15 protein-coding genes are annotated in these 20,301 nt (G+C 63.2%); 1 reads left to right on the forward strand and 14 read right to left on the reverse strand.

Annotation, left to right across the window (positions count from 1 at the left end):
- Nucleotides 1-361 precede the first annotated feature (361 nt).
- Nucleotides 362-730 (reverse strand): DUF4148 domain-containing protein, encoded by a 369-nt coding sequence (locus QCE83_RS33510; RefSeq protein WP_309821039.1) that lies wholly within the window; start codon nucleotides 728-730, stop codon nucleotides 362-364.
- Nucleotides 731-1,089: 359 nt separating this feature from the next.
- Nucleotides 1,090-3,465: a penicillin acylase family protein gene (locus tag QCE83_RS33515; RefSeq protein ID WP_404986176.1), complete on the reverse strand. Its 2,376-nt coding sequence runs from the start codon at nucleotides 3,463-3,465 to the stop codon at nucleotides 1,090-1,092.
- 228 nt (nucleotides 3,466-3,693) lie between these two features.
- Between QCE83_RS33515 and QCE83_RS33520 the strand changes: the two genes are divergently transcribed.
- Nucleotides 3,694-4,068, forward strand: a complete 375-nt coding sequence (locus QCE83_RS33520) for a nuclear transport factor 2 family protein (RefSeq protein ID WP_309821218.1) — start codon at nucleotides 3,694-3,696, stop codon at nucleotides 4,066-4,068.
- Between the two features lie 22 nt (nucleotides 4,069-4,090).
- Here the strand turns inward: QCE83_RS33520 and QCE83_RS33525 are convergent, their stop codons facing one another.
- The 12 genes from QCE83_RS33525 to QCE83_RS33580 form a co-directional block, all read right to left on the reverse strand.
- The gene (locus QCE83_RS33525; protein ID WP_309821040.1) at nucleotides 4,091-6,232 is read right to left on the reverse strand and encodes a LamG-like jellyroll fold domain-containing protein; all 2,142 of its coding nucleotides are present in this window, start codon (nucleotides 6,230-6,232) and stop codon (nucleotides 4,091-4,093) included.
- A gap of 190 nt (nucleotides 6,233-6,422) precedes the next feature.
- Nucleotides 6,423-7,979: an AMP-binding protein gene (locus QCE83_RS33530; RefSeq protein WP_309821041.1), complete on the reverse strand. Its 1,557-nt coding sequence runs from the start codon at nucleotides 7,977-7,979 to the stop codon at nucleotides 6,423-6,425.
- Nucleotides 7,980-8,070: 91 nt separating this feature from the next.
- Nucleotides 8,071-9,786 carry an MGH1-like glycoside hydrolase domain-containing protein gene (locus QCE83_RS33535; RefSeq protein ID WP_309821042.1) on the reverse strand — a complete coding sequence of 572 codons (1,716 nt, stop codon included), beginning with the start codon at nucleotides 9,784-9,786 and terminating at the stop codon, nucleotides 8,071-8,073.
- 432 nt (nucleotides 9,787-10,218) lie between these two features.
- Nucleotides 10,219-11,121, reverse strand: coding sequence for an SMP-30/gluconolactonase/LRE family protein (locus QCE83_RS33540; RefSeq protein WP_309821043.1), 903 nt, complete (start codon nucleotides 11,119-11,121; stop codon nucleotides 10,219-10,221).
- A 15-nt stretch (nucleotides 11,122-11,136) separates the two neighbouring features.
- On the reverse strand, nucleotides 11,137-12,081 hold the full coding sequence (locus tag QCE83_RS33545; RefSeq protein ID WP_309821044.1) for a 3-hydroxyacyl-CoA dehydrogenase: 945 nt from the start codon (nucleotides 12,079-12,081) through the stop codon (nucleotides 11,137-11,139).
- A gap of 25 nt (nucleotides 12,082-12,106) precedes the next feature.
- A complete protein-coding gene (locus QCE83_RS33550; protein WP_309821045.1) occupies nucleotides 12,107-14,206 on the reverse strand; it encodes an ABC transporter permease in 2,100 nt (699 codons plus the stop codon).
- Between the two features lie 10 nt (nucleotides 14,207-14,216).
- Nucleotides 14,217-15,737, reverse strand: coding sequence for a sugar ABC transporter ATP-binding protein (locus QCE83_RS33555; RefSeq protein ID WP_309821046.1), 1,521 nt, complete (start codon nucleotides 15,735-15,737; stop codon nucleotides 14,217-14,219).
- Between the two features lie 7 nt (nucleotides 15,738-15,744).
- Nucleotides 15,745-16,872 (reverse strand): sugar ABC transporter substrate-binding protein, encoded by a 1,128-nt coding sequence (locus QCE83_RS33560; RefSeq protein WP_309821047.1) that lies wholly within the window; start codon nucleotides 16,870-16,872, stop codon nucleotides 15,745-15,747.
- A gap of 38 nt (nucleotides 16,873-16,910) precedes the next feature.
- Nucleotides 16,911-17,684 carry an N-acyl homoserine lactonase family protein gene (locus QCE83_RS33565; protein ID WP_309821048.1) on the reverse strand — a complete coding sequence of 258 codons (774 nt, stop codon included), beginning with the start codon at nucleotides 17,682-17,684 and terminating at the stop codon, nucleotides 16,911-16,913.
- A gap of 14 nt (nucleotides 17,685-17,698) precedes the next feature.
- Entirely contained in the window at nucleotides 17,699-18,631 is a 933-nt protein-coding gene (locus tag QCE83_RS33570; protein WP_309821049.1) for a 3-keto-5-aminohexanoate cleavage protein, read from the reverse strand.
- Nucleotides 18,632-18,657: 26 nt separating this feature from the next.
- Nucleotides 18,658-19,464, reverse strand: a complete 807-nt coding sequence (locus tag QCE83_RS33575) for an SDR family oxidoreductase (RefSeq protein ID WP_309821050.1) — start codon at nucleotides 19,462-19,464, stop codon at nucleotides 18,658-18,660.
- A 39-nt stretch (nucleotides 19,465-19,503) separates the two neighbouring features.
- Nucleotides 19,504-20,250 carry a GntR family transcriptional regulator gene (locus QCE83_RS33580; protein ID WP_309821219.1) on the reverse strand — a complete coding sequence of 249 codons (747 nt, stop codon included), beginning with the start codon at nucleotides 20,248-20,250 and terminating at the stop codon, nucleotides 19,504-19,506.
- Between the last annotated feature and the right edge of the window lie 51 nt (nucleotides 20,251-20,301).

Here is a 20,301-nt window from a genome sequence, read left to right on the forward strand (position 1 = left end):
CTCAACGTACTGACGATGATTAATGTCTCAAGACACGTCCTAAGACAAAAACCTTCCTCTGATACTTCGTGTGAGACTCTTGATACTTTTGCTATTACCAGTTCAAAGAACCGGCCGCACTCGCATCAAGCGCCCACACTTATCGGCTGTTAGTTTTTAAAGAGCATCGCGGAGAATTTCTGAAGCATTTCGCTTCGTTTCTTTCGCGCCGTCATTCAACGGGAGGCGAATTATGACTGGTGGATGAACGCCTGGTCAACCCCCTTTCGCAAATTATTTTTCCGCACTCGTTTTGTGCGTTCGAAACCCGATTAACCCCACCCCGAGTCTCGAACGGAGTCTCCCCGGCCAACACGCCGAATCAACTCCCGAAGAACGGCTTGCAAAATCCTGACGGCCCGACGCAATCCGTATCCGTCATCGAGCCGTGCTGCATCGGCATGTGCTTCGAGCCGGAACCCGCCGCCGCGGCGCCGGCTTGCGAGCCGCCGTAGGATTCATGGGCGTCGCCGGCGGCGCGTTGTGCCGCAACCTTCGCTTCCGCGGCCTGGATGTCGTTCGGGTAGTTGGGTTCCTCGCCGGTCGCAGGCGAGTAGCCTGCTTGCTCGAGTTGAGCCAGTTCGGCTTTGACCTGGGCGCGCGTGAGCGGCGCATTCTGATCCTGCGCGAACACGACCGACGACGATGCTGCGACGGCAAGCGACACGACAAAAGTGGCAATGGCCTTCATGATCTTCACACTCCGACAGAAAAGGTTGACCGGATCGCAGGCGATCCACGGAACCTCATCGAACGCACAGGGCCCTTGCGCGGCTTCGACTCACTCGACCTAGGTTTCAAGTTGAGAGGCTTCGATTGGTAAACCCTGGCACGACACGATCTATTCCCGTCGACAGGAAATAGAAGTGATGAGGATGTCGGAGGAAAGAAGAAGAGAAGCGCGGGGACGAACCGGATGAGGAGTCCGGCAAGGTGCAAGCCAGCACCCGTCCACCGCGAGAGAATTGTGACGCAAGGCGGCCGAAAGATCATCGCCGCCTGCGTTGAAGCTGCCTTGCCGATCCCGCAACAATCCACCGCAAGCCCGGCTCAGTGCGAATCGGGCACCAGATGCACGCGCTTCTCGGTCGCCGCTTCGACAGCCGCGCGCGTGTACAGCAACGGGAAGTACTGTCCATCGAGCCACATCTGCGCAAGATCGCGATAGTGCGGGTTGTCCGGATCGCCGGACTCGCCCGGAAGATTGACCGCACGCGAGTTGTCCCAGTTGCCGACATCGACGATCACGCGGAACGAAGGCCCGTTGGTCTCGCGAAAATCGCTCGTGCGATATGTGGACTGATTCGGCGTATAGGCGCTGCCACCCTTGCCTATGGGTCCGACATTGAGCTTCGCGCGCATGTCCTTGTCGACGACATCAGCGAGCGGATGCGCGTTCAAGTTGGTCTGCAGCTTGCCCCATTGCCACTGACTCGCATCCGCGCCCTGCAGATGCCGCATCTCGACATACGCGTCATGCAGACTCGACAGCAGGACCGCGTTGCGCTTCCCTTGAGCATCGTCGCCAAAGCGCGTTTCAGGATGTTCGAGCGTGTCGAGCATGACAGCCGTATCGGGTGGGCCGAACGAAGCCGCTGCGTCCTTCGGCAACACCGCTTGCTTGAAGGTGCGGCCGAGATGTCGCGACAGCCACACCTCTTCCAGCGCGGCCTGCGGAGAACCTGCGCCCATATGCGCGTCCCAGCCCTTCAGCAACGCGAGCGCGGCCTGCGTGCCTTCATCGTTGCTCGACAGCGGCGCAAGCAACGCAACGAGCCGTCGCGCGGGAATCGACACATCGTCGTTCTGCAGGCGCTCCGAATCTTCGATCGACACCTTGGGCTGCGACTTCAACACCTCGTCGATGCGTTGATGCCGCGACCCGTTGGTCCATTCGAAGCCGAGCTTGCGCTCGGCATAAGGATAGCCTGCCGGAAGATTCATCTCGTTCGAGGTCGTGAAATAGCCTTGCGCGGGGTCATAGACCGATGGCATCGCATCGCGCGGCCAGAAGCCGGCCCACTCGTAGCGGCCATCGCCGGGCACCGGCATGAGTCCGTCCCAGTTGGGGCGAACGGGCGCAAGTCCGCTCGGCACCCAGCCGATGTTGCCCTCCGTGTCCGCATAGACCTGATTCACGGTTGGCGCGCCCCACGTGGCCAGCGCGGCCTTGAACTGCGCATAGTTCTTTGCGCGCATGTAGCGCATCGAATCGAAGTAAGGCGACATGCCCGGCGACAGCCACGCAGTGCGCACCGCAAACGCGCGATGCTTGCCCTCTTCCGTGTAGATCACCGGCCCATGGCGCGTGAACAGCAGGTCTACGTTCACCGGCGCGCCATCGCGCACCGCAACCTGCTCGCGGACGACGCGCATCGGTTCCCACTTGCCCTTGTAGCGATACTCCCGCGGATTGGCCGGGTTCAGCTCGTACACATAGAGATCTTCCTGATCGATATTGAAGATCGTGAGCCCATAGGCGATCGAGCCGTTATGTCCGATCGAGATGCCCGGCGCCGAAGGCTCGCCTGCGCCGATGATGTCGAGCGTCGGCGTGCTGATCTGCTGGATGTAGCGCAGGCTCGGCGCGGCGTAGGCGCGATGCGGATCGTTCGCCATGATCGCGCGGCCGGTCGCCGACTTCGATGGCGCGATCACCCAGTTGTTGCTGCCCTCGGTGACTTCCTCGGGGTTCTCGGCTGCAGCGATGACGGTGCTCGCTGCGTCAGCGCTTTTCATCGATTCCTTGGTCACATGCACGCTCTGTGTGGCCAACGTGAAGACCTTGAGGACATCGTCGGGCAGACAGGGATCGAGGCCTGCGGGCATCTCGGGTTTCCACGGCGGCTGCAATCCGAAACGCACGGAATCGGCATCGAGCGAACTCTTGCAGGTCACGCGTGCGCGTGCAACTTCACTCGTCAGATTGCGCGTCAGGCCATGGCTGCGGATGCGCACGACATCGTCCGGGCTCCACTTCGCCGGCCAGTAGCCGATCTTGCGAAACTCGTAAGGCATGCGGTCCGGATGCGCCGCCAGCCAGTCGATGTACGCATTCACGCCCGCCGCGTAGCGCGTGGCGGCCGGTCTGGCATCGGGCCCGTAGCGCTGCCATTCCGTCTTCATGTCGCCGCGATAGAGAAAGAGCCGCGTCGCCTTGTCCTGCTCGACATACGCTGGACCGAACACCTCCGACAACTCGCCGAGACCGCGCCTGCGCCAGAGATCGATCTGGAAGAGCCGGTCGCGTGCCGCGTTGAAGCCTTGCACGAAGAACGCGTCGCTGTCGTTGGCCGCGAAGATATGCGGCACGCCCCATCGGTCGACAAGAATATCGGCGGGCTTTGCAAGCCCTGCGACCGCGATCGTTTCGTCTCCGGTGGCGGTGTCCGCGCGGGCCGCCTGCATGGCCGTCGAACCGATCATCAGCGTACCGACGATCAGGGCCGCCGTCCGTTGTCTCTTGCTTGCCTTCATGCGAGCGTCTCCGTTCTTATGTGTTGATCAGAGCTGCAGTGATATCGCAATGTAATACATGCGCAAGGGTACGCATGAAGGGTTACATTTCGATACATCGGCATGAAGGGTTTTAGCGGCGTCCTTGTCGAGGCGAAAGAGCGCCGATCGTCATCAAGGGAAACAGGGAGATTGCGTATGAACGACACCTATCCTGAACCGGCCGCCATCGCGCGACAGGTGTATGAGGCGTATGTGAACAAGGACCGCGAGGCCATCGAACAATTGATTGCCGATGACTTCCACTTCACCAGTCCACGCGATAACCGACTGGACCGCGCCACGTACTTCGCGCGCTGCTGGCCGAATGCACACACGGTCGATCGCTTCGATTTCGTGCATCTCGTAGAGGACGAAACACGTGTGTTCGTGACGTATGATCTGCGTACACGGGAAGGCAGCGCCTTCCGCAACACGGAGATCCTCACCATTCGTGACGGCAAGCTGATCGAGGCGGAAGTCTTCTTCGGCTGGATGATTCCGCATGAAGCGCCGGACGGGAAATCGCTATAAGACATCCTGCGTTGCGCATCGTCTATGGCATCCACTGCGCAAAACCGGATGCAGGCATCCCGGCTTGCGCCTGAATCTGGCTCGCCGTCAAAGCCTGATTGGTCACGACGACGTGTGCAAGACGCCCCATGATGTTGCCGCCCTGCGGCTGGCCCACAGCCGTGATCCAGAAGGGAGCGGCCCAGCCTCCCGAGCCCGACGCGACACCGTTGACGTAGACGGTGACCGTGCCCGCCTGGCGCTTTACGGCGACATGCGTCCATGCATCGCCCGGTATGGCGATGGAGCTCGTCGCCATGTCGGACGAACCGCCATACAGGCGGGGATAGGTCGAATAAAAATTCACGTTCATGCCGTTCGTGCCTGAGAACAGCACGTTTGCGTTGCTCGGCGTGCCGGGAATGTTCACCCATGAGGCGACGGTGAAATCGCCGGCAAGGACGGGCTGCGGCACACCACCGCGAATGGCATAGCTCTGGATCAGGTTATTGATGTCGATGGTGGTCAATGCGCGTTGATAGACGTGCAGCTCATCGAGCGCGCCCGTGAGCGACCCCGCCACGGTCTTGCCGATTTCAGCGATCGATACCGTGTTCGTCCACGTCGAATCGCTCTGCGCCACCTTGAGGCCGTTCAGATAGAGCGACATCGTGCCGCCGGCACGGGTCAGCGCCACGTGAGTCCATGTGCCGGCGGCAATCGGCATCGAAGATACAAGAAGGTCTCCTCGTGGCGGACCCGCGTAAAAGCGCGGATAGCCCTGGTAAAAGTTCAGGTCATAGCCTTCGCTGGAGTGAAACACGCCATCCGCGTTGGTGGGTGGATGGCTCGGATTCACCCAGGCATCGACAGTGAAGTCTCCTGTCAGTTGCACGGGCGAAACGGTCATCGTGCGGCCGCTGTCCAGATACAAGGCCTGACCTGAGACGCCCGGCACCGTGCCTGTCGAATCGAATGTGTAGGAGGCCAACTGCTGGCGAATGGGCACCGCGGAGTCGAAGTTCAGTTTCGTGATGGCGACGCCATGCTTCGCCTGAGGAACAGTCGAAGCGCCTGGCCAGCCACAGGTCGTGACATACCACTGCCCCGATGCGTCCTGCATGAACTCGGGCGCATGAAGCGGAAGCACCGCGATCAGGCCGGACGATGCATGCGGTACCACCGTGCCGTCATAAGAACCGAAGTCGGTCGGGTCCTTCGAGCGCAACAGGATCGTGTCTTCGTAGTCGAGCGGTCTGTTCGTGTTGGACGCGGTGTCCGTCAGGGACAGGTAGTACCAGTCTCCGCGCTTGAACACGAAAGGCGATTCCGTCGCCGCCCAGTTGACATCCAGCGCACCGGGAACCAGCGTCAATGCCGCGCGCACATAGGTCCAGTTCAGCAGATCGGTTGATCGGTAGACCGCCACGATCGAATGGCCCAAGGCCCGGTCGAAAGAAGGCGAATAGAGATAGAACGTGCCGTCGCTGTCCTGAAAGATGCCGGGGTCACGAAAGTTCAGAGGCCATCCGGTATCGAATACCGCCGCGTTCGATCCGGCATAGCGCTGACTCGCAGGCACGCCCGTCACCGTCGCGCCGATGGTCACTGGTGCATTCGGCGCCGTCGCGTCGGGATAGCTGTTCACCGAGGTCCATGTTTCGAGCTTCGGGTCCGTGGATCTCAGGATTTCGAGTCTCGTCACCTGTCCGGAGCAGTTGCCGTTGTTGTCCCGCCCGCTGGTGAAGAGCAGATAAGCCGTTCCGCGCACCTTGATCGACGACGGCGCCCACGCCGTGCATGCCGCGCCGTTCCGGTCGTGAAACTGCGCGAGCGGCGCATCCTGCCCGTCCGGCTGGACATTCGGGTAAGCGGCTGAAGGACTGACAGGAACCGGCGGATAGAGGCTCGACAGCACGGTGTGATACAGCGCATGTTCCTGGCCGTTGCCACCTCCGTTTATGCCGATGACATGCCAGTTGCCGTCTTCACCTTGAACGACCGTGTGATCGTTCGAGTATTGCAGCGGACCAGGAATGGTCGGGCTCGCAAGGGTTTGCCATGAGGCCGCGTCAGGCGCCGGAATCTCGAAAGAAGGCGAGGCGTATGCGGCCGGGCTTGATCCGTTCGCTTCGACCGCCACGTTGACCTGCGGCGCCGCCTGCAACGTAGCGGCAGCCGCCACCCGATGCAACGTTCCGGCGCCGGGGCCTGGAGATGTCCCGCCGTCGCAGGCAGTCTGCAATGCAACGAAGAGTAAGACGACAAGAAGCGAGACAGCGCGAACCATTCATGTGATCTCCTGAATCCGATCGTTTCAGGGTACGGCATGACTACGCAGCGCCACCTCTCTTTGGGTCAAATTCCGTCATAAATCATCGGGAGCCTGAATTTGGGGACGCCGGGCCCAGCCGATGCTTGAGTATCTTGCCGCTCGCGGCCGCCGGCAGCGCGTCGAGGATCGTGATGGTGGCGGGCCGCTTGTACGGTGCAAGGCGTGCGCTGGCCCAGTCCGCCAGTTCACGCTCCGCGCATTGCGCGCCGGGCCGCAGTTCGACGAACGCGAGCACCTCCTCATTGCCCTCGACACTGCGTCCGATCACCGCCGAGTGCAGCACCGCCGGATGCCCGTTCAATACCTGCTCGACTTCCGCCGGATAAACGTTGAAGCCCGAGCGAATGATCAACTCCTTGCCGCGCCCGACGATATACAGATTGCCCTGCTCGATGCGCGCCAGATCGCCGGTCCGGAGCCAGCCATCAGGCGTCACGGTCGCTGCCGTCTGCGCTGGATCGCGGTAATAGCCGAGCATCACGTTCGGTCCGCGCACCCAGAGTTCGCCGACGTCATCCACTGAGCCATCGGCCTGTTCTTCGAGCGGCACGATGCGCGTCTCCACGCCGGGAATAGGCGGCCCTACCGATGCATCGCGCGCCGGTGCATCGAGCATGGTGTTGGAGACGGTCGGACTGCTCTCGGTCATGCCGTAACCGTTGTGCAGGGGCAGACCATAGAACCGTTCGGCGGCGCGCTTGAGCGGCATGTCGAGCGGCGAACCGCCGCTGTACACGAAGCGCAATGCAGGCGCATTCAGACCGCCGCGCGTGCTGAAGAAATCGATGAGCTTCGCATGCATCGCGGGCACGCCCTGGAAGATGGTCATGTGCTCGTCACGCAGCACCTGGCCCGTGTGTTGCACATCGAAGCGCGGCGCGAGCCTCAGCGTGGCGCCGGCATACAGCGAACCGAGGCACACCGAAGCCAGCCCGAACACGTGCGACACCGGCAGCACCGCATACACGCGATCCTCGGGACTCACGCGGCGCAGCGTGCTCGACATCGCCGCGACAAACAGCAGATTGCGATGCGACAGCATCACGCCCTTTGGTGCGCCCGTGGTGCCTGTCGTGTAGATGAGCGCGGCGCATTGTCGGTCTGCGGGCAGTCCATGCGCTTCCTGTGCGGCGCCAGCATCGACGGCACCGAGCGCGAACGCGCCTATCGGCACTGTGTCGAGTGCTTCGACGCGCGCACACTCGCGCTGCGCGTGACGCTCGGCATCGGCGGATGCATCGACGGTGAAGAACGACAGACGCGGTCGCGCGTGAGCCTTGATTGCATCGATCTCGATGGTAGTCAGGCGCGCGTTCGTCAGCAGCGCCCACGCCTCCAGCCGGCTGACGGCGAACAGCGCGACGACGAGCGCCACGCTGTTCTCGCCGATCAACATCACGCGATCGCCAGCCCGCACGCCCGCTGACGCAAACCGCGCGGCAAGGGCATCGACGGCGCGATCCAGTTCGCCGTAACTCAGCTCGCGCGCGTCCTCGCGCAACGCAATGCGCTCAGGCTGAGTGCGCGCGGCGCGCGTGACGATCGCATCGATGCGCTCGGGCAGCGACGCAATGAGCCGTTCCGTGTCGATGCTCATGTCAAATGCCTGTTCGTGATCCAGGGCTCGCATGATAGCGCGGACGCACACCTGGCGAAGCGTGCGCGCCGCGCGGTTTCGTCATATCGGGTTATGAGCGATCGTCGAGCGAAATCTCGATCGTGTGATTGCCCGAGAGATCTTTCGGGACGAGATTGGATGTTGCGACTCCATCCAGCTTGAATTTCTTCACGTGATCTCCCGCCCCCCGCAACTTGATGTCCAGGACCGCGTTGCGATAGCGCAGATTCGAGATTTCGACATCACCCACACTCTTGGGAAGCACGGGTTCGAACTTCAATCCATCGACACGCGGCTCGATTCCGAACACGCCCCGATAAATCATGCGCAAGTAGGCCGTGGCAGAGAACGTCTGATTCGGTTGCGATTGATAGAGGGTATTGTTCTGCCAGCCGCCGTTCTCGATCCCGGTGTCGCCATTGTAGGTTTCGTAGAAGTTGCTGTTGTTGTTCTGATAAAGCAGCGCCTGGTTATTCAGAGAACTGGCAAGACCGTTCGTGTCTCCCACGCGTGCCTGCGCCTCTGCCCAAAAGCCTTGCATCACGCCCCAGACGATGTTGTCATGCCGCCCCGGCTGCTGCGCCGAGTAGCGAGGGAACGCAGGATAGACATCGGGAGCGCCCCACGTCATCATCGGCGCGTGCTTGATGATGTGCCTGGCGCGCTGATCGTCCGCTATGCCGAAAAGTACCGCGAGCGCCGTACCGTCGGCTTCCTGATATTGCGCGGGAACGGGGTTGGCGGGATCGACGATCAGATACTCATACGCCTTCTGATCCGGAGCCCAGAAGTTCTTGTTGATGGCGTCCTTGATGCCGCCCGCCATGGTCTCATTGTCACTGACCTCCTTCTCCGGCCGTCCCAGTTCGCGCGCCATGTTCGCGAGATTCCGATACGCGGCGTAATAGAGGCCATTGGTGCTCAAGGAAAGCATATTGCTTGCACCGGCATAGTCGAGAACGAAGGAAGAACCCACGTCCGATGCATTGGCGGGAGGCGCCGGATAACCGGCAATGCCGTCGTTGATCAGTGACGGCCCCTGAAAGAGATTCAGCGTAGAGCAGTAGTTGAACGCTTTTCTCACTGCCAGGGTTCTCCGCGCAACGGGATACGCCGCCTTGAGGAAATCCTTGTCGCCTGTCATCAGATAGTGATCCCACGCGGCGGTGATCCAGACAACCTGGTCCCACCATTCCCCGTCCTGCTGAACGATCAGCTTGGCATTGGCCGGCGTGGCCGTGGACGAACCGGCGATCGACGAGTCGGTACCCGATGACAATACGTCCGTCAATGAAGCGATGGCCGGGAAAGAGGTTGCCGGCTGGGCGCAGGACGACGGCTGGTCATAGCTGGACACTTGCGCCGTCGTCGGCGTAACCACGGCCCACAAGGTATTGGCCGCCAGTTGCGGTGCAATCAGGTTGGCCGCATTCCAGCTGTTGATGGATGCATCGCGCGTCCACACTTCATCGGCATAGCCGGTTCCCGCCTGAATGATCATCGGAGGCGAACCGGTCAGCTTGCCGGATACCAGTTGCGATCCCTGCGCCGTGACTTGATTCGTGGTCAGAAGATCGGCAATGGCGCCGTTATAGGTGGCACCGAGTGTTTGCTGACTCGCCGCCAGACTGAATTTCAATTGCGGCGCATCGTTCGCACTTACCGGACTGCTCGGAACGGATTGGGCCGCCAGAGAATCCAGAGGCTTCAAAGTCGGACCGACAAGAACACAACAAATCACCCCGGCGACCACAAGACTTCCCGTACTCCTACCTGCGTATTTCATTCTTGACCTCGTTTGAATGTCGGGATAAAAAGCATGCGCATCCGCGAGGCAGCAGTCCGAGCACGTTTGCAATTGAAATGCAACGCGCATTCGATTTTGTTACGAGGCGGTTCCAGACCATGGATTGTGACATGCTGGTTACAGCGTAAGTCACGCAATCCGCACGATCAAGTAAGCAGTTTTCCTGATCATGTTTTGGTTCACCAAACGCTTTTTCGTTTTGATTATTCGAAGTCGATTAAAAAAAATTATCTAGCGATATAACATATTTTCGACATCGATCTTTCTTATTGAGCGTTCGCAACTGCCTGATTTGATATTCGCCTTATCTTCTTTTTCAGGCGCTCCAATCGCAGAAGCAGCGGCGCAAGAGCTATCCGTCGGATCGGCGCTCGATCAAACCGACCAGACGGAAGCATCGTGATCCTGCAATCACCCTGCAAAGCGCGGCTCCGGCAGCCCGCGCACACCGAGTCCCGTCACCGCAAACAATCCGCCCTTGTCGCGCTCTTTCTGCGGAATGCCCCACATCGGCCGGCCCATCGTCGAGACATAAAGCGTGTCGAGGCCGGGACCGCCGAACATCACGCTCGTCAGATTGCGCACTGGAAACGGCACGACGCGGTCGAGCGTGCCGTCCGGCGCATATCGCAGAATGCGCCCGCCAAATACGAGCGCGGACCACACATAACCTTCTTCGTCGACCGTCGCGCCGTCGAAGGTGCCCGCCATGTCGTGCGCCGATGCAAACAGACGCCGGTTCGTCGCCGCCCCGGTTTCGATGTCGTAGTCGTACGCGTACATCTCCCGGCTGTAGGTGTCCGTGAAATAGAAAGTCTCGTTGTCCGGGCTCCAGCACGGTCCGTTCGAGCACGTGATGCCGCTGTCCAGGCGCGTCACGCGGCCATCCGGATCGAGCCGGTAAAGACCGCCGCTGCGCGTCGAGCGCTGGCCGCGATCGGCATCGTAGCGATCGAAGTCATAAGCCATCGTGCCCGCGATGAAACGCCCGCGCCGGTCCACCTTGCCGTCGTTGAAGCGCGTCTCGGGATCGTCGCTTTCCGGATCGGCGATGAACTGCACCGTCTGCGCATCGAAGTCATAGAAATGCAGGCCGTTCGCCAGCGCGACGACCGCGCCGCCCTGCTCGCGCAACGCCATCGAGCCGATATGACGCGGCACAAAGTAGCGCTGCACGTCGCTGCCGTCGGCGCGGCAGTTGTAGATTTCGGCCGCCGTGCTGTCGATCCAGTACAGCCGTTCTTCCTTCACATCCCACAGCGGGCCTTCTCCGAGGTGATTGTTTGCATCGACCAGCAAGCGTACTTCTGGCATCGTCGTCTCCTTGGGTCAACTGTCTCCGTTGTTCAGATCGCGGCGATGCGCCAGCAGCGCCATCAGGCGCTGGTCACGCCAGCGGCTGCGTTCCTCGATACGCTCGCGCGGCAACACCGCACGCCGCTCGGCATCCAGTCTGTCGAGCGTCTCCTGCGGCCAGTCGAACGCCTTGCGTCCCGCCGCAATGCTCCGATACGTGCCGCCGTAGCGCGCCGCGTAATCGGCGACGCCGCCGGGCGCGTTGAGATCGATGGTCTCGAACGGACCCATGAACGACCAGCGCATCGCGAGACCATCGCGTATCACGGTATCGAGATCCGCCGCGCTCGCATAACCTTGTTCATAGAGACTCAAGGCTTCCTCCAGCAACGCGCCTTGCAGCCGGTTCAACAGGAAGCCCGAGATCTCGCGATTCACCGTCACGGGCTGCTGCCCCGCCGCCTCATAGAGCACGCGGGCACGCTGCAGCGCGTCCGGCGCGGTCCACGGCGCGCCGCACAACTCCACCAGCGGCACGAGCGACGGCGGATTCACCGGATGCGCGACGAAGCATCGCGCGCGGCCTGGCAGCACCTCCGTGAAGCTTGATGCCGGCAGACCCGACGTCGAACTGGCAAGCAGCGCGTCGGGCTTCGTCAGGCGGTCCAGTTCGCTGAACAGCGCGCGCTTCGCTTCGACCACTTCGGCGATGTTCTCCTGCACCAGATCGGCATCGGCGACGGCGTCCGCAAGCTGCGCGCAGGTCGTGATACGCGCGACGACCGCATCGACTGGTTCGTCGATCAGCTTGAACGAGGCCAGATCCTCGACGCTTGTGCGGATCGCGGGCAGCGCGCCGGACAGCATGTCGGGCGCGGCATCGTGAAGCTTCACGTCGAAGCCGCTTCTGGCGAACACGATCGACCACGCGCGGCCGATGCGTCCCGAACCAATCACCGCAATCTTGTGCGCTTGCATCCGCTCTGCTCCTTTGGAGATTGGGTCAGCCCTTCTTGTCCCGCAGCGTGATGACGGCCGCGAGCACGACGAGCCCGTTGATGATGTCGCGCACGGCCGGCGGCACGGTCGTGCCCGCGAGCAGCGTGCCGAGCGCGGTCAGCAGCAGCGCGCCGCCGAACACGCCGAGATAGTGACCGCGCCCGCCGGTGATGAGCGCACCGCCGACCACGACCACCGCGATGGAGGGCAGCAAATACGGATCGCCCATGCCGAGGAAGGCCTGCGAACTGAAGCCGGCGAGCAGCAGGCCGACCAGCGCCGAGCACAGCCCGGACAGGCAATACACCGCGATCAGCGTAGCGCCGACGCGCACGCCCGAAAGCCGCGCGGCCGCGGGCGAGTTGCCGACCGCATACACGCGCCGCCCGAACGGCGTGCGATGCAGCAGCAGCAACGCGATGACGAGAAACACCGGCACGCTCCACGCCGCGAGCGACAGCGGCCCGATGCGGCCGTTGGTGAACTCGCTGATGCCCGGTGGCGACCAGCCTTGCGGCGAGCCGTTGCAATAGATCAGCGTGAGGCCTTGCAGCAGACCGTTCGCGGCAAGCGTGACGACGATGGGCGGCAAGCCCAGCATCACCACGCCGACGCCGTTGAACACGCCCACCAGCAAGCCGACAACCAGCACCACCGGCACGGCCCACACGGCCGCGCCGTTCATGCCGTGCGTCAGCCCGGTGAGCAGCACGCCGGACAGGGTGATGAGCCAGGGCATCGACAGGTCGAGGCCGCCGGTCAGGATGACGGCGCCCTGCCCGAGACCGAGGATCGCGAGAAACAGCGTCAGCGTGAGCAGGCTGCTGTAAAAGTTCGCGCTCGCCAGCACGCCGGGGCCGTAGACGATCGCCGTGATGACGACCACGCCGAAGAACAGCACATAAGCCGGCACGACATACTTGACCCATTCGCGATTGCGCTCGATCCAGTCCGCTATCGGCCGCCCTTTCAATTCGGTGTTCTCCAGTGCGCGGAAGTCGTTCACTTCGAACCGCACGCGGCGTGCGTTGCGATCGTCGCGCGCACGCGTGCCGGTGCGTACCGCCTTCAGCCATTGCGCCGCGTGCCGGGCGCATTCGTGCGCCGCCGATTGCTTGCCGATCGACGAGCCGAGCACCGCGAGAATCAGGATCACCGCTTCCGCGATCGTCGTGAAGAACGCGGAGACGTTCAGCACGAGCAGGATGTTCACGGTGATCATCAGCGTCATCGCGGCGAACACGGTGCCGACGCAACCGCCTCGTCCGCCGCCGAGCAAGGTGCCGCCGAGCACCACAGCTGTGAACATCGAAAGCAGCAACGGACGGCCGACGAGCGGATCGGCCGAACCCGTCTGTGCCGACACATACAGCCCCGCCGCCGCGTAGAACATGCCGGCAAGCGCATAGGTCGCGACCCGGTAGCGCGTGACCGGCATGCCGTTCGCGTAGGCGCCGTCCGGGTCGCTGCCGAGCGCGTACAGGCCCACGCCGAAGCGCGTGCGCCGCACGAACGACCAGACCAGCAGCGCGAGAATCAGCAACGCGGCCGACATCGGCAGCTTGTCGGGAATGAGATCGGACGTGAGCACGCCGCCGAACTGTTCGCCGACCGTCCCGCCCGGCTTGTTCTGGATCAGCAGCGTGACGCCCTGCACCATGAACATGGTTGCGAGCGTGACGACGATCGACTGCAACCTGAACCACGCGATGAGCGCGCCGTTGACCAGCCCGATGCCGCCGCCGATCGCGAGAATCAGCGCGACGCCCGCCCACTGCTCGACGGGCGAGCCCTGCACGAAGCGCACGGCGAGCACGTTGGCGAGCGACACCACCGCGGACGCCGACAGATCGAAGCCGCCCGACAGCACGACGATGGTCTGCCCGATGGCCGCGAGCGCGAGCGTGGTGGCGCTCGATATGACGGAGCCGATGTCATACAGGCCCACGGGCGTCGCGGACAGCGCGATCCACGCGCCGAGCATCGCGAGCAGCGCACACACGGCGATGATGAGCCCGCGATGATGATCGATGCGCGCGCCCCATCCCACGCGCGCGCCCGGGCGCACGATCTCGCTGTCGGGAGCGGCAACGGCAGTCTTCATGAAGCACCTCTCAGCTGGAAAGCATCTTGCGCATCACGTTCTCTTCGGTGAGCGCGTCGCCCGACAATTCACCCGCATTGCGGCCGCGATACATCACCGACACGCAATCGCACACGTTGACGAGTTCGGGCACGTCGGTCGAATAGAACAGCACGGCGCCGCCGGCTGCGGCGAACGCGCGCATCAGCACGAAGATCTGATGCTTGGTGCCGACATCGATGCCGCGCGTCGGATCGAACATCAGCCAGACGCGGCTTTGCGTGAGCAGCCACTTGGCCATCGCGATCTTCTGCTGGTTGCCGCCCGAGAACGACAGGCACGGCTTGTAGAGCGCGCGCGGATTCACTTCCATCTGCGCGAGCGAGCGGCGGATCGCGGCCTGTTCGCGCTTGCGGTCGATCAGCCCGAAGCGCGCATAGCGGCCGATCACCGGCAGCGACACGTTCTCGCCGCCGGGCAACCGCAGGAACAGTCCTTCGGTCTTGCGGTCCTCCGGCAGGAAGCTCGTCGATACGCCGGCCTTCAGCGAATCCGCGGTGGACGTCAGCGTGACCGGCTTGCCGTCGATGCGCAGTTCGCCTTCATCCAGATACGCCGCGCCGAACAGCGCCTCGAACAATTCGCGCTGGCCCATGCCCTGCAATGCCGCGATGCCGTGGACCTCGCCCGCACGCAACGTCAGGTCGAAGTCGCTCACCACGCCGTCGATACGCACGCCGCGCGCTTCCAGCGCAGGCGCTGCCTCCGCCACAGCCGAAGCAGGCGGCGCGACCTTCGGCGGATACTTCGCCTCCAGCGAGCGGCCGATCACGAGCCGGATGACTTCATCGTCCGAGATCGCGGCGGTATCGAACGCACCCACATCGCGGCCATTGCGATACACCGTGAGGCTGTCGCAGAACTCGCGCACTTCCTGCATCCGATGCGAGATGAACACGAAGGTCACGCCTTTCGCCTTCAGTTCCTCGATGCGTCGCGCCAGCCATGCAACGTCGCGTCCCGAGAGCGCCGAGGTCGGTTCGTCGAGCAGCAGCACGTCCGGTTCGCGCGCGATCGCTTTCGCGATCTCGATCTTCTGCCGTACCGGCAAGGACAGATCGCGGATATACGCGCCGGGCCGCACGTCGGCGAGTTCGAGACGTTCGAGCCATTCCGCTGTCCTGCGTTGCGCCTCGCGCGCCCGGATGCGCCCGAGCAGGCCCGTCGGCTCATGAGCCAGCAGCAGGTTCTGCGCGACCGTGAGATCGCGCACCAGCGTCATTTCCTGAAAGGCCGTCTGAACGCCGGCACGATGCGCGTCCTGCGGGCTTTTCATCGTCACGTCGCGGCCCATCACGCGCATGCTGCCCGCGTCCGGCGCGATCAGCCCCGACAGCAGCTTGACCGTGGTCGACTTGCCCGCGCCGTTCTCGCCGAGCAGCGCATGCACCGCGCCGCGCTTCACGCGGAACGATGCGCCGTCGAGCGCGACGGTCGCGCCGAAGCGCTTCGTCACGTCCGCGAGATCGATGGCCAGCGCCGCATCGTTCATGATCGCCTCAGTCCTGATTGCCGGTGAGCGCCGCGTTGAAGCCGACTTCCTTCGTGTCTTCCGAATAGATGTCGGCGAACCAGCCCGGCGGCACCTTGTCAGGCGGAAACGCGGTGCAGCCGGCTTTCAGTTCGTCGATGCTGCCGGTCTTGCACAGCTTCGATTCGGCGGTCAGCACCAGCGGCAGCTTGAGCGTCACGCGTGCCGGAAAGTCCCCGCCGTCGAGCTTCTTCACGGCCATCTTGAGCGCCATCGCGCCGGAGTACGGCGGCGCGCCATACGAGATCGAGCGATAGCCAATGGAACGGTACGCGCCCTGTCCCTTCACTTCGCCTGGCGGCAGCATCTGCACGCGATGCCCGTTCGACGATTCCCCCGCGCACGGCTTGATCTTGTCGTCGGCGATGCCCGCTTCCAGCTGCATCGATGCCGCCGTGAAGCAGCCCACCTGCATCCACAGCCCGTCGATCTTGTCCCAGCTGTTGGTCGCGAGGATCTTCGAGAGCTCGGTCTTGGCGGTCGCCTGGCTCCACATGCCGGTGCCCTCCGCGACGATCTTGATGCCCGGGAACTTCGCGAACACGGCCTTGGCCGCTTCCGTGCGGGCGCGGTCCACCGAGGTGCCCGGCACGCCGTTGATGAGCACGATGTTGCCCTTGCCATTCAAGGTCTTCGCGAGCCATTCGGCGGTGACGGTGCCGGCCTGATGCTGGTCGATGGTCACGTTGTGCGCGCACGGCTCGGTGACTTCGCCGTCATAGGCCGCGACCACGACGCCCTTCGAACAGGCGTTCTTGATCGCGCGGTTGAGCGCGGTCGGCGAGATCGGATAGATGACGATGGCTTTTGCGCCTGCCTGCACCATCGAGTTGATCTGCTGGATCTGCTTCTGCGCGTCCGTGCCCGCGACCTGCACTTCGAGGTCAACCTTGTCCTTGAGCGCGGGCGTGTTGGCCATGGCCTTGACCATGTTGGCCGCTTCCGTCTGCCAGTCGTTGCCGACATAACTCATCGACAGGAAGATCTTGTACTTGCCCGCCGCATGCGCCTGCATCGGAATCGCGAGGCTTGCGGCAAACATCAGGCCGAGCGCTACCCGGCCCGCATGACGAATCGCTTGCGTCCATGCTTTCATGTCATCCTCCGGTGCTTCGTTGTTGGTATTGCCGTGCGTTATTTCGCGACGTGAGGCAAGCGTGCGCTGGCGGGCAACGCGATACCCGCGCTACCGGGCACGACATTCGGGTCGTGTCCGGGTATGACGAAGTCCGCGATCTGGCGAATGCGCGTGAGCGAGGCCATCTCCGCGAAGGTCTCGTGCACGATGCCCACCGGCACGAGATCGACGATGTTCTCCATGCAGTTCGCGCAATCGCCCGCGATCAGCACGACGCCTTCCGCCGTGTCCACCGCAACCGACTGATGCCCCGGCGTATGTCCTGGCGTCGGCACAACGCGTACGCCGGGCACGATGTCGGTCACGCCATGGACGAACTGCCAGCGAAAATACGCGAGCGGCTCGCGGCCGATCAGGAACTCCTGGTAGTACGTGGCCTGCGTAGGCAGCGGATGGCCCGCGTATTCCCACTCCTTCGCCTGCACGACGAAGCGTGCGTTCCTGAACAGCGTGTTGCCGCCCGAATGGTCGTAGTGCAGATGCGTGTTGATGACGATATCGACTTCATCCGCGCTCCAGCCCACGTACTCCTTCAGCGCGCGTTCGAGCTTTTCTTCCGGCGCCTGATCGCACGGACAGACGAAGTTCGAGACCCAGCCCGGATCGCGGATGCCGGTATCCACGACGATCTTCTTCGCCGCGCCGACGATCGCCGTGGACCATACCGGCACCTTCATCTGCTGGCCGAAGTAGCGGCCATACACCTGCGACGAGCGATCGACGGTGAGCCAGCCCGTCGGCATCGCGACTACTTTGAGCATGGCGTTCACGCTGCCCTCCGCGGTCAGAAGTTGGTGTCGTCGCCGCCCTTGAGCGCGAGCATCGCGCGTGCTTCGGCGGGCGTCGCGATATCGAGCGAAAGGCCTTCGATCACCTGGCGGATCTTGCGCACCTGCGCGGCGCTCGAATCCGCGAGCTTACCCGGCTCGAGCCACAGCGAATCCTCCAGGCCCACGCGCACGTTCGAACCCTGCGCCACGCCGATCGAGCCGAGCGGAATCTGGTTGCGGCCCGCGCCGAGGATCGACCAGACATAGTCGCTGCCGAACAGGCGGTCCGCCGTGCGGCGCATGTGCGCGAGGTCTTCCGGATGCGCGCCGATGCCGCCCAGCAAACCGAACACGCTCTGCACGAAGAACGGCGGCTTCGCCAGCTTGCGGTCCACGAAATGCGCGAGGTTGTAGAGATGCGAGATGTCGTAGCACTCGTATTCGAAGCGCGTGCCGTTCGCGCTGCACGAGGTCAGGATGTATTCGATGTCCGCGAACGTGTTCTTGAAGACGAGGTCGCGGCTGTTCTCCAGATGCTTGCGCTCCCAGTCGTACTTGAGATCCTTGAAGCGCTCCAGCATCGGATACAGGCCGAAGTTCATCGAGCCCATGTTGAGCGACGCCACTTCCGGCTTGAAGTGATGCGCGGGCTTCAGGCGCTCCGCCACCGTCATGTGCGGACTGCCGCCCGTCGTGATGTTGATGACCGCATCGGTCTCGGCCTTGATGCGCGGCAGGAACTGCTGGAACACGGCCGGGTCCTGGGTTGGATGACCGTCTTCGGGATCGCGGGCATGCAGGTGCAGGATCGCGGCGCCTTCGCGCGCGGCGGCGAGCGCGGCGTCGCCGATCTGCTGCGGCGTGAGCGGCAGATACGGCGACATGGAAGGCGTGTGGATCGCGCCGGTCGGCGCGCAGGTGATGATGACCTTGCGTTTCGTTGCCATGCTGTCCTCGCTGTCGTTCGAACGGTTCAGAGCACTTCGACGTTGCCGCAGACCGAGATCGCCTGTCCCGAGATGCCGCTGCCCGCGGGCGAGCACAGGAACAGCGCGGTCGCCGCGATCTCTTCGGGCGTCGTCATGCGGCGCAGCGAGATCTTCGCGAGATACTGCTGCTCCATCTCTTCGTAGGGCAGGTTCAGTTGCTTCGCGCGCGCGGCGATCACGCGTTCGATACGCGGCCCTTTTACGATGCCTGGCTGGATGGCGTTGACGCGAATGTTCGAAGGCCCCAGTTCGATCGCGAGACTCTTCGTCAGTCCGACGATCGCCCACTTGGTCGCTGCATACGGCGTGCGGAACGCGTAGCCGAGACGCCCTGCCACCGAGGACAGCGCGATGATCGTGCCGCCGCCCTGCGCGTCGCGCAGCAGCGGCACCGCACGGCGCGCGAAGAAGAACTGCGCGTTCAGATTGACGTCGACGGTTTGTTCCCAATCCTCGACGCCTATCTCATCGATACCGCCCGTCGGACCCGCGATGCCCGCGTTGTTCATCAGCACGTCGAGCCCGCCAAGCTCGCGCTGCACGTCGGCAAACACGCGCTCCACCGCTTCCTTGTCGGCGACATCGGCGAGCGTCGAGGTGATCGCGTTGCATTCGGTGCGCGCTTCCGCTTCGTTCAGCGCCGCGATGGCGTCCGGACTTGCGTCGCAGACATGCACGCGCGCACCGGCATCGATGAAAGCCCGCGCGATCACCAGGCCGATGCCCGATGCGCCGCCCGTCACGAGCACGCGCAAGCCTGCGTGCGGCTTCAGCATCTGCAGAACCGTCATTCGCTGTCTCCGTTGTGTTTGGCTGCGTTCAGGCGCTCGTCAGACGCGCGCCTGCGCATCGTCCTTCGTGTTCGTGTCTTCGCCCGCCAGGCCCAGTTCGCCGCCTTGCAGGCGTTCCTGCAGGTCGGCGGCCGCCGCGCCGATGTCTTCCTCGATGCCCGCGCGCGCGCCATCGCCATCGCCGCGCCAGAGTGCTTCGACGATATGGCGGTGCGCGGTCATGGACCCGCGCATGTGCGGAATGTCCGGTGCAACAAGATTCAGGAACGGCCCGATGCGCATCCAGAGGTTCTGGATCGTCGCCAGCGTGAGATCGCTGGCGCCGTGCGTGTAGATGGCAATGTGAAATTCGAAGTTGCTGCGCAGATAGGCGGGCGCATCGCCGGCTTCGACGTGCGCGTCCATCGTGTCGAAGATGGCCTGCAAGGCCGTCAGCGATTCGCGCGTCATGCGCGATGCCGCCCGCTTCGCCACTGCCCCTTCCAGCGCAATGCGCACGTCGCGCAGTTCGTCGAGGAGATCGAGCGTCATCGGCGGGACCATCAGCGCACGGCCCGGACCATCGATCAACGCGCCTTCCGCTTGCAGCCGCGTCAGCGCGGCGCGCACCGGCATCGTCGATGAACCGACCGCCTCCGCGACGCTGCGCAGACTCAGCAACTGTCCGGGCGCGAAGCGGCCCGTCATGATCGCCTGCCGCAACTGTGCATAGACTCGGCTCGCCATCGTCTCGCGCGCCACCAGTTCAAGTGCGGGTAACTCGGTTGTCGAGCGTGTCGCCACCATCGCCTCCGTTCTTGCGTCCGGCTGCCGGGATGTCATGCGTTTCATGTGACC

The sequence above is a fragment of the Caballeronia sp. LZ034LL genome (assembly GCF_031451215.1).
Lineage (GTDB): Bacteria > Pseudomonadota > Gammaproteobacteria > Burkholderiales > Burkholderiaceae > Caballeronia.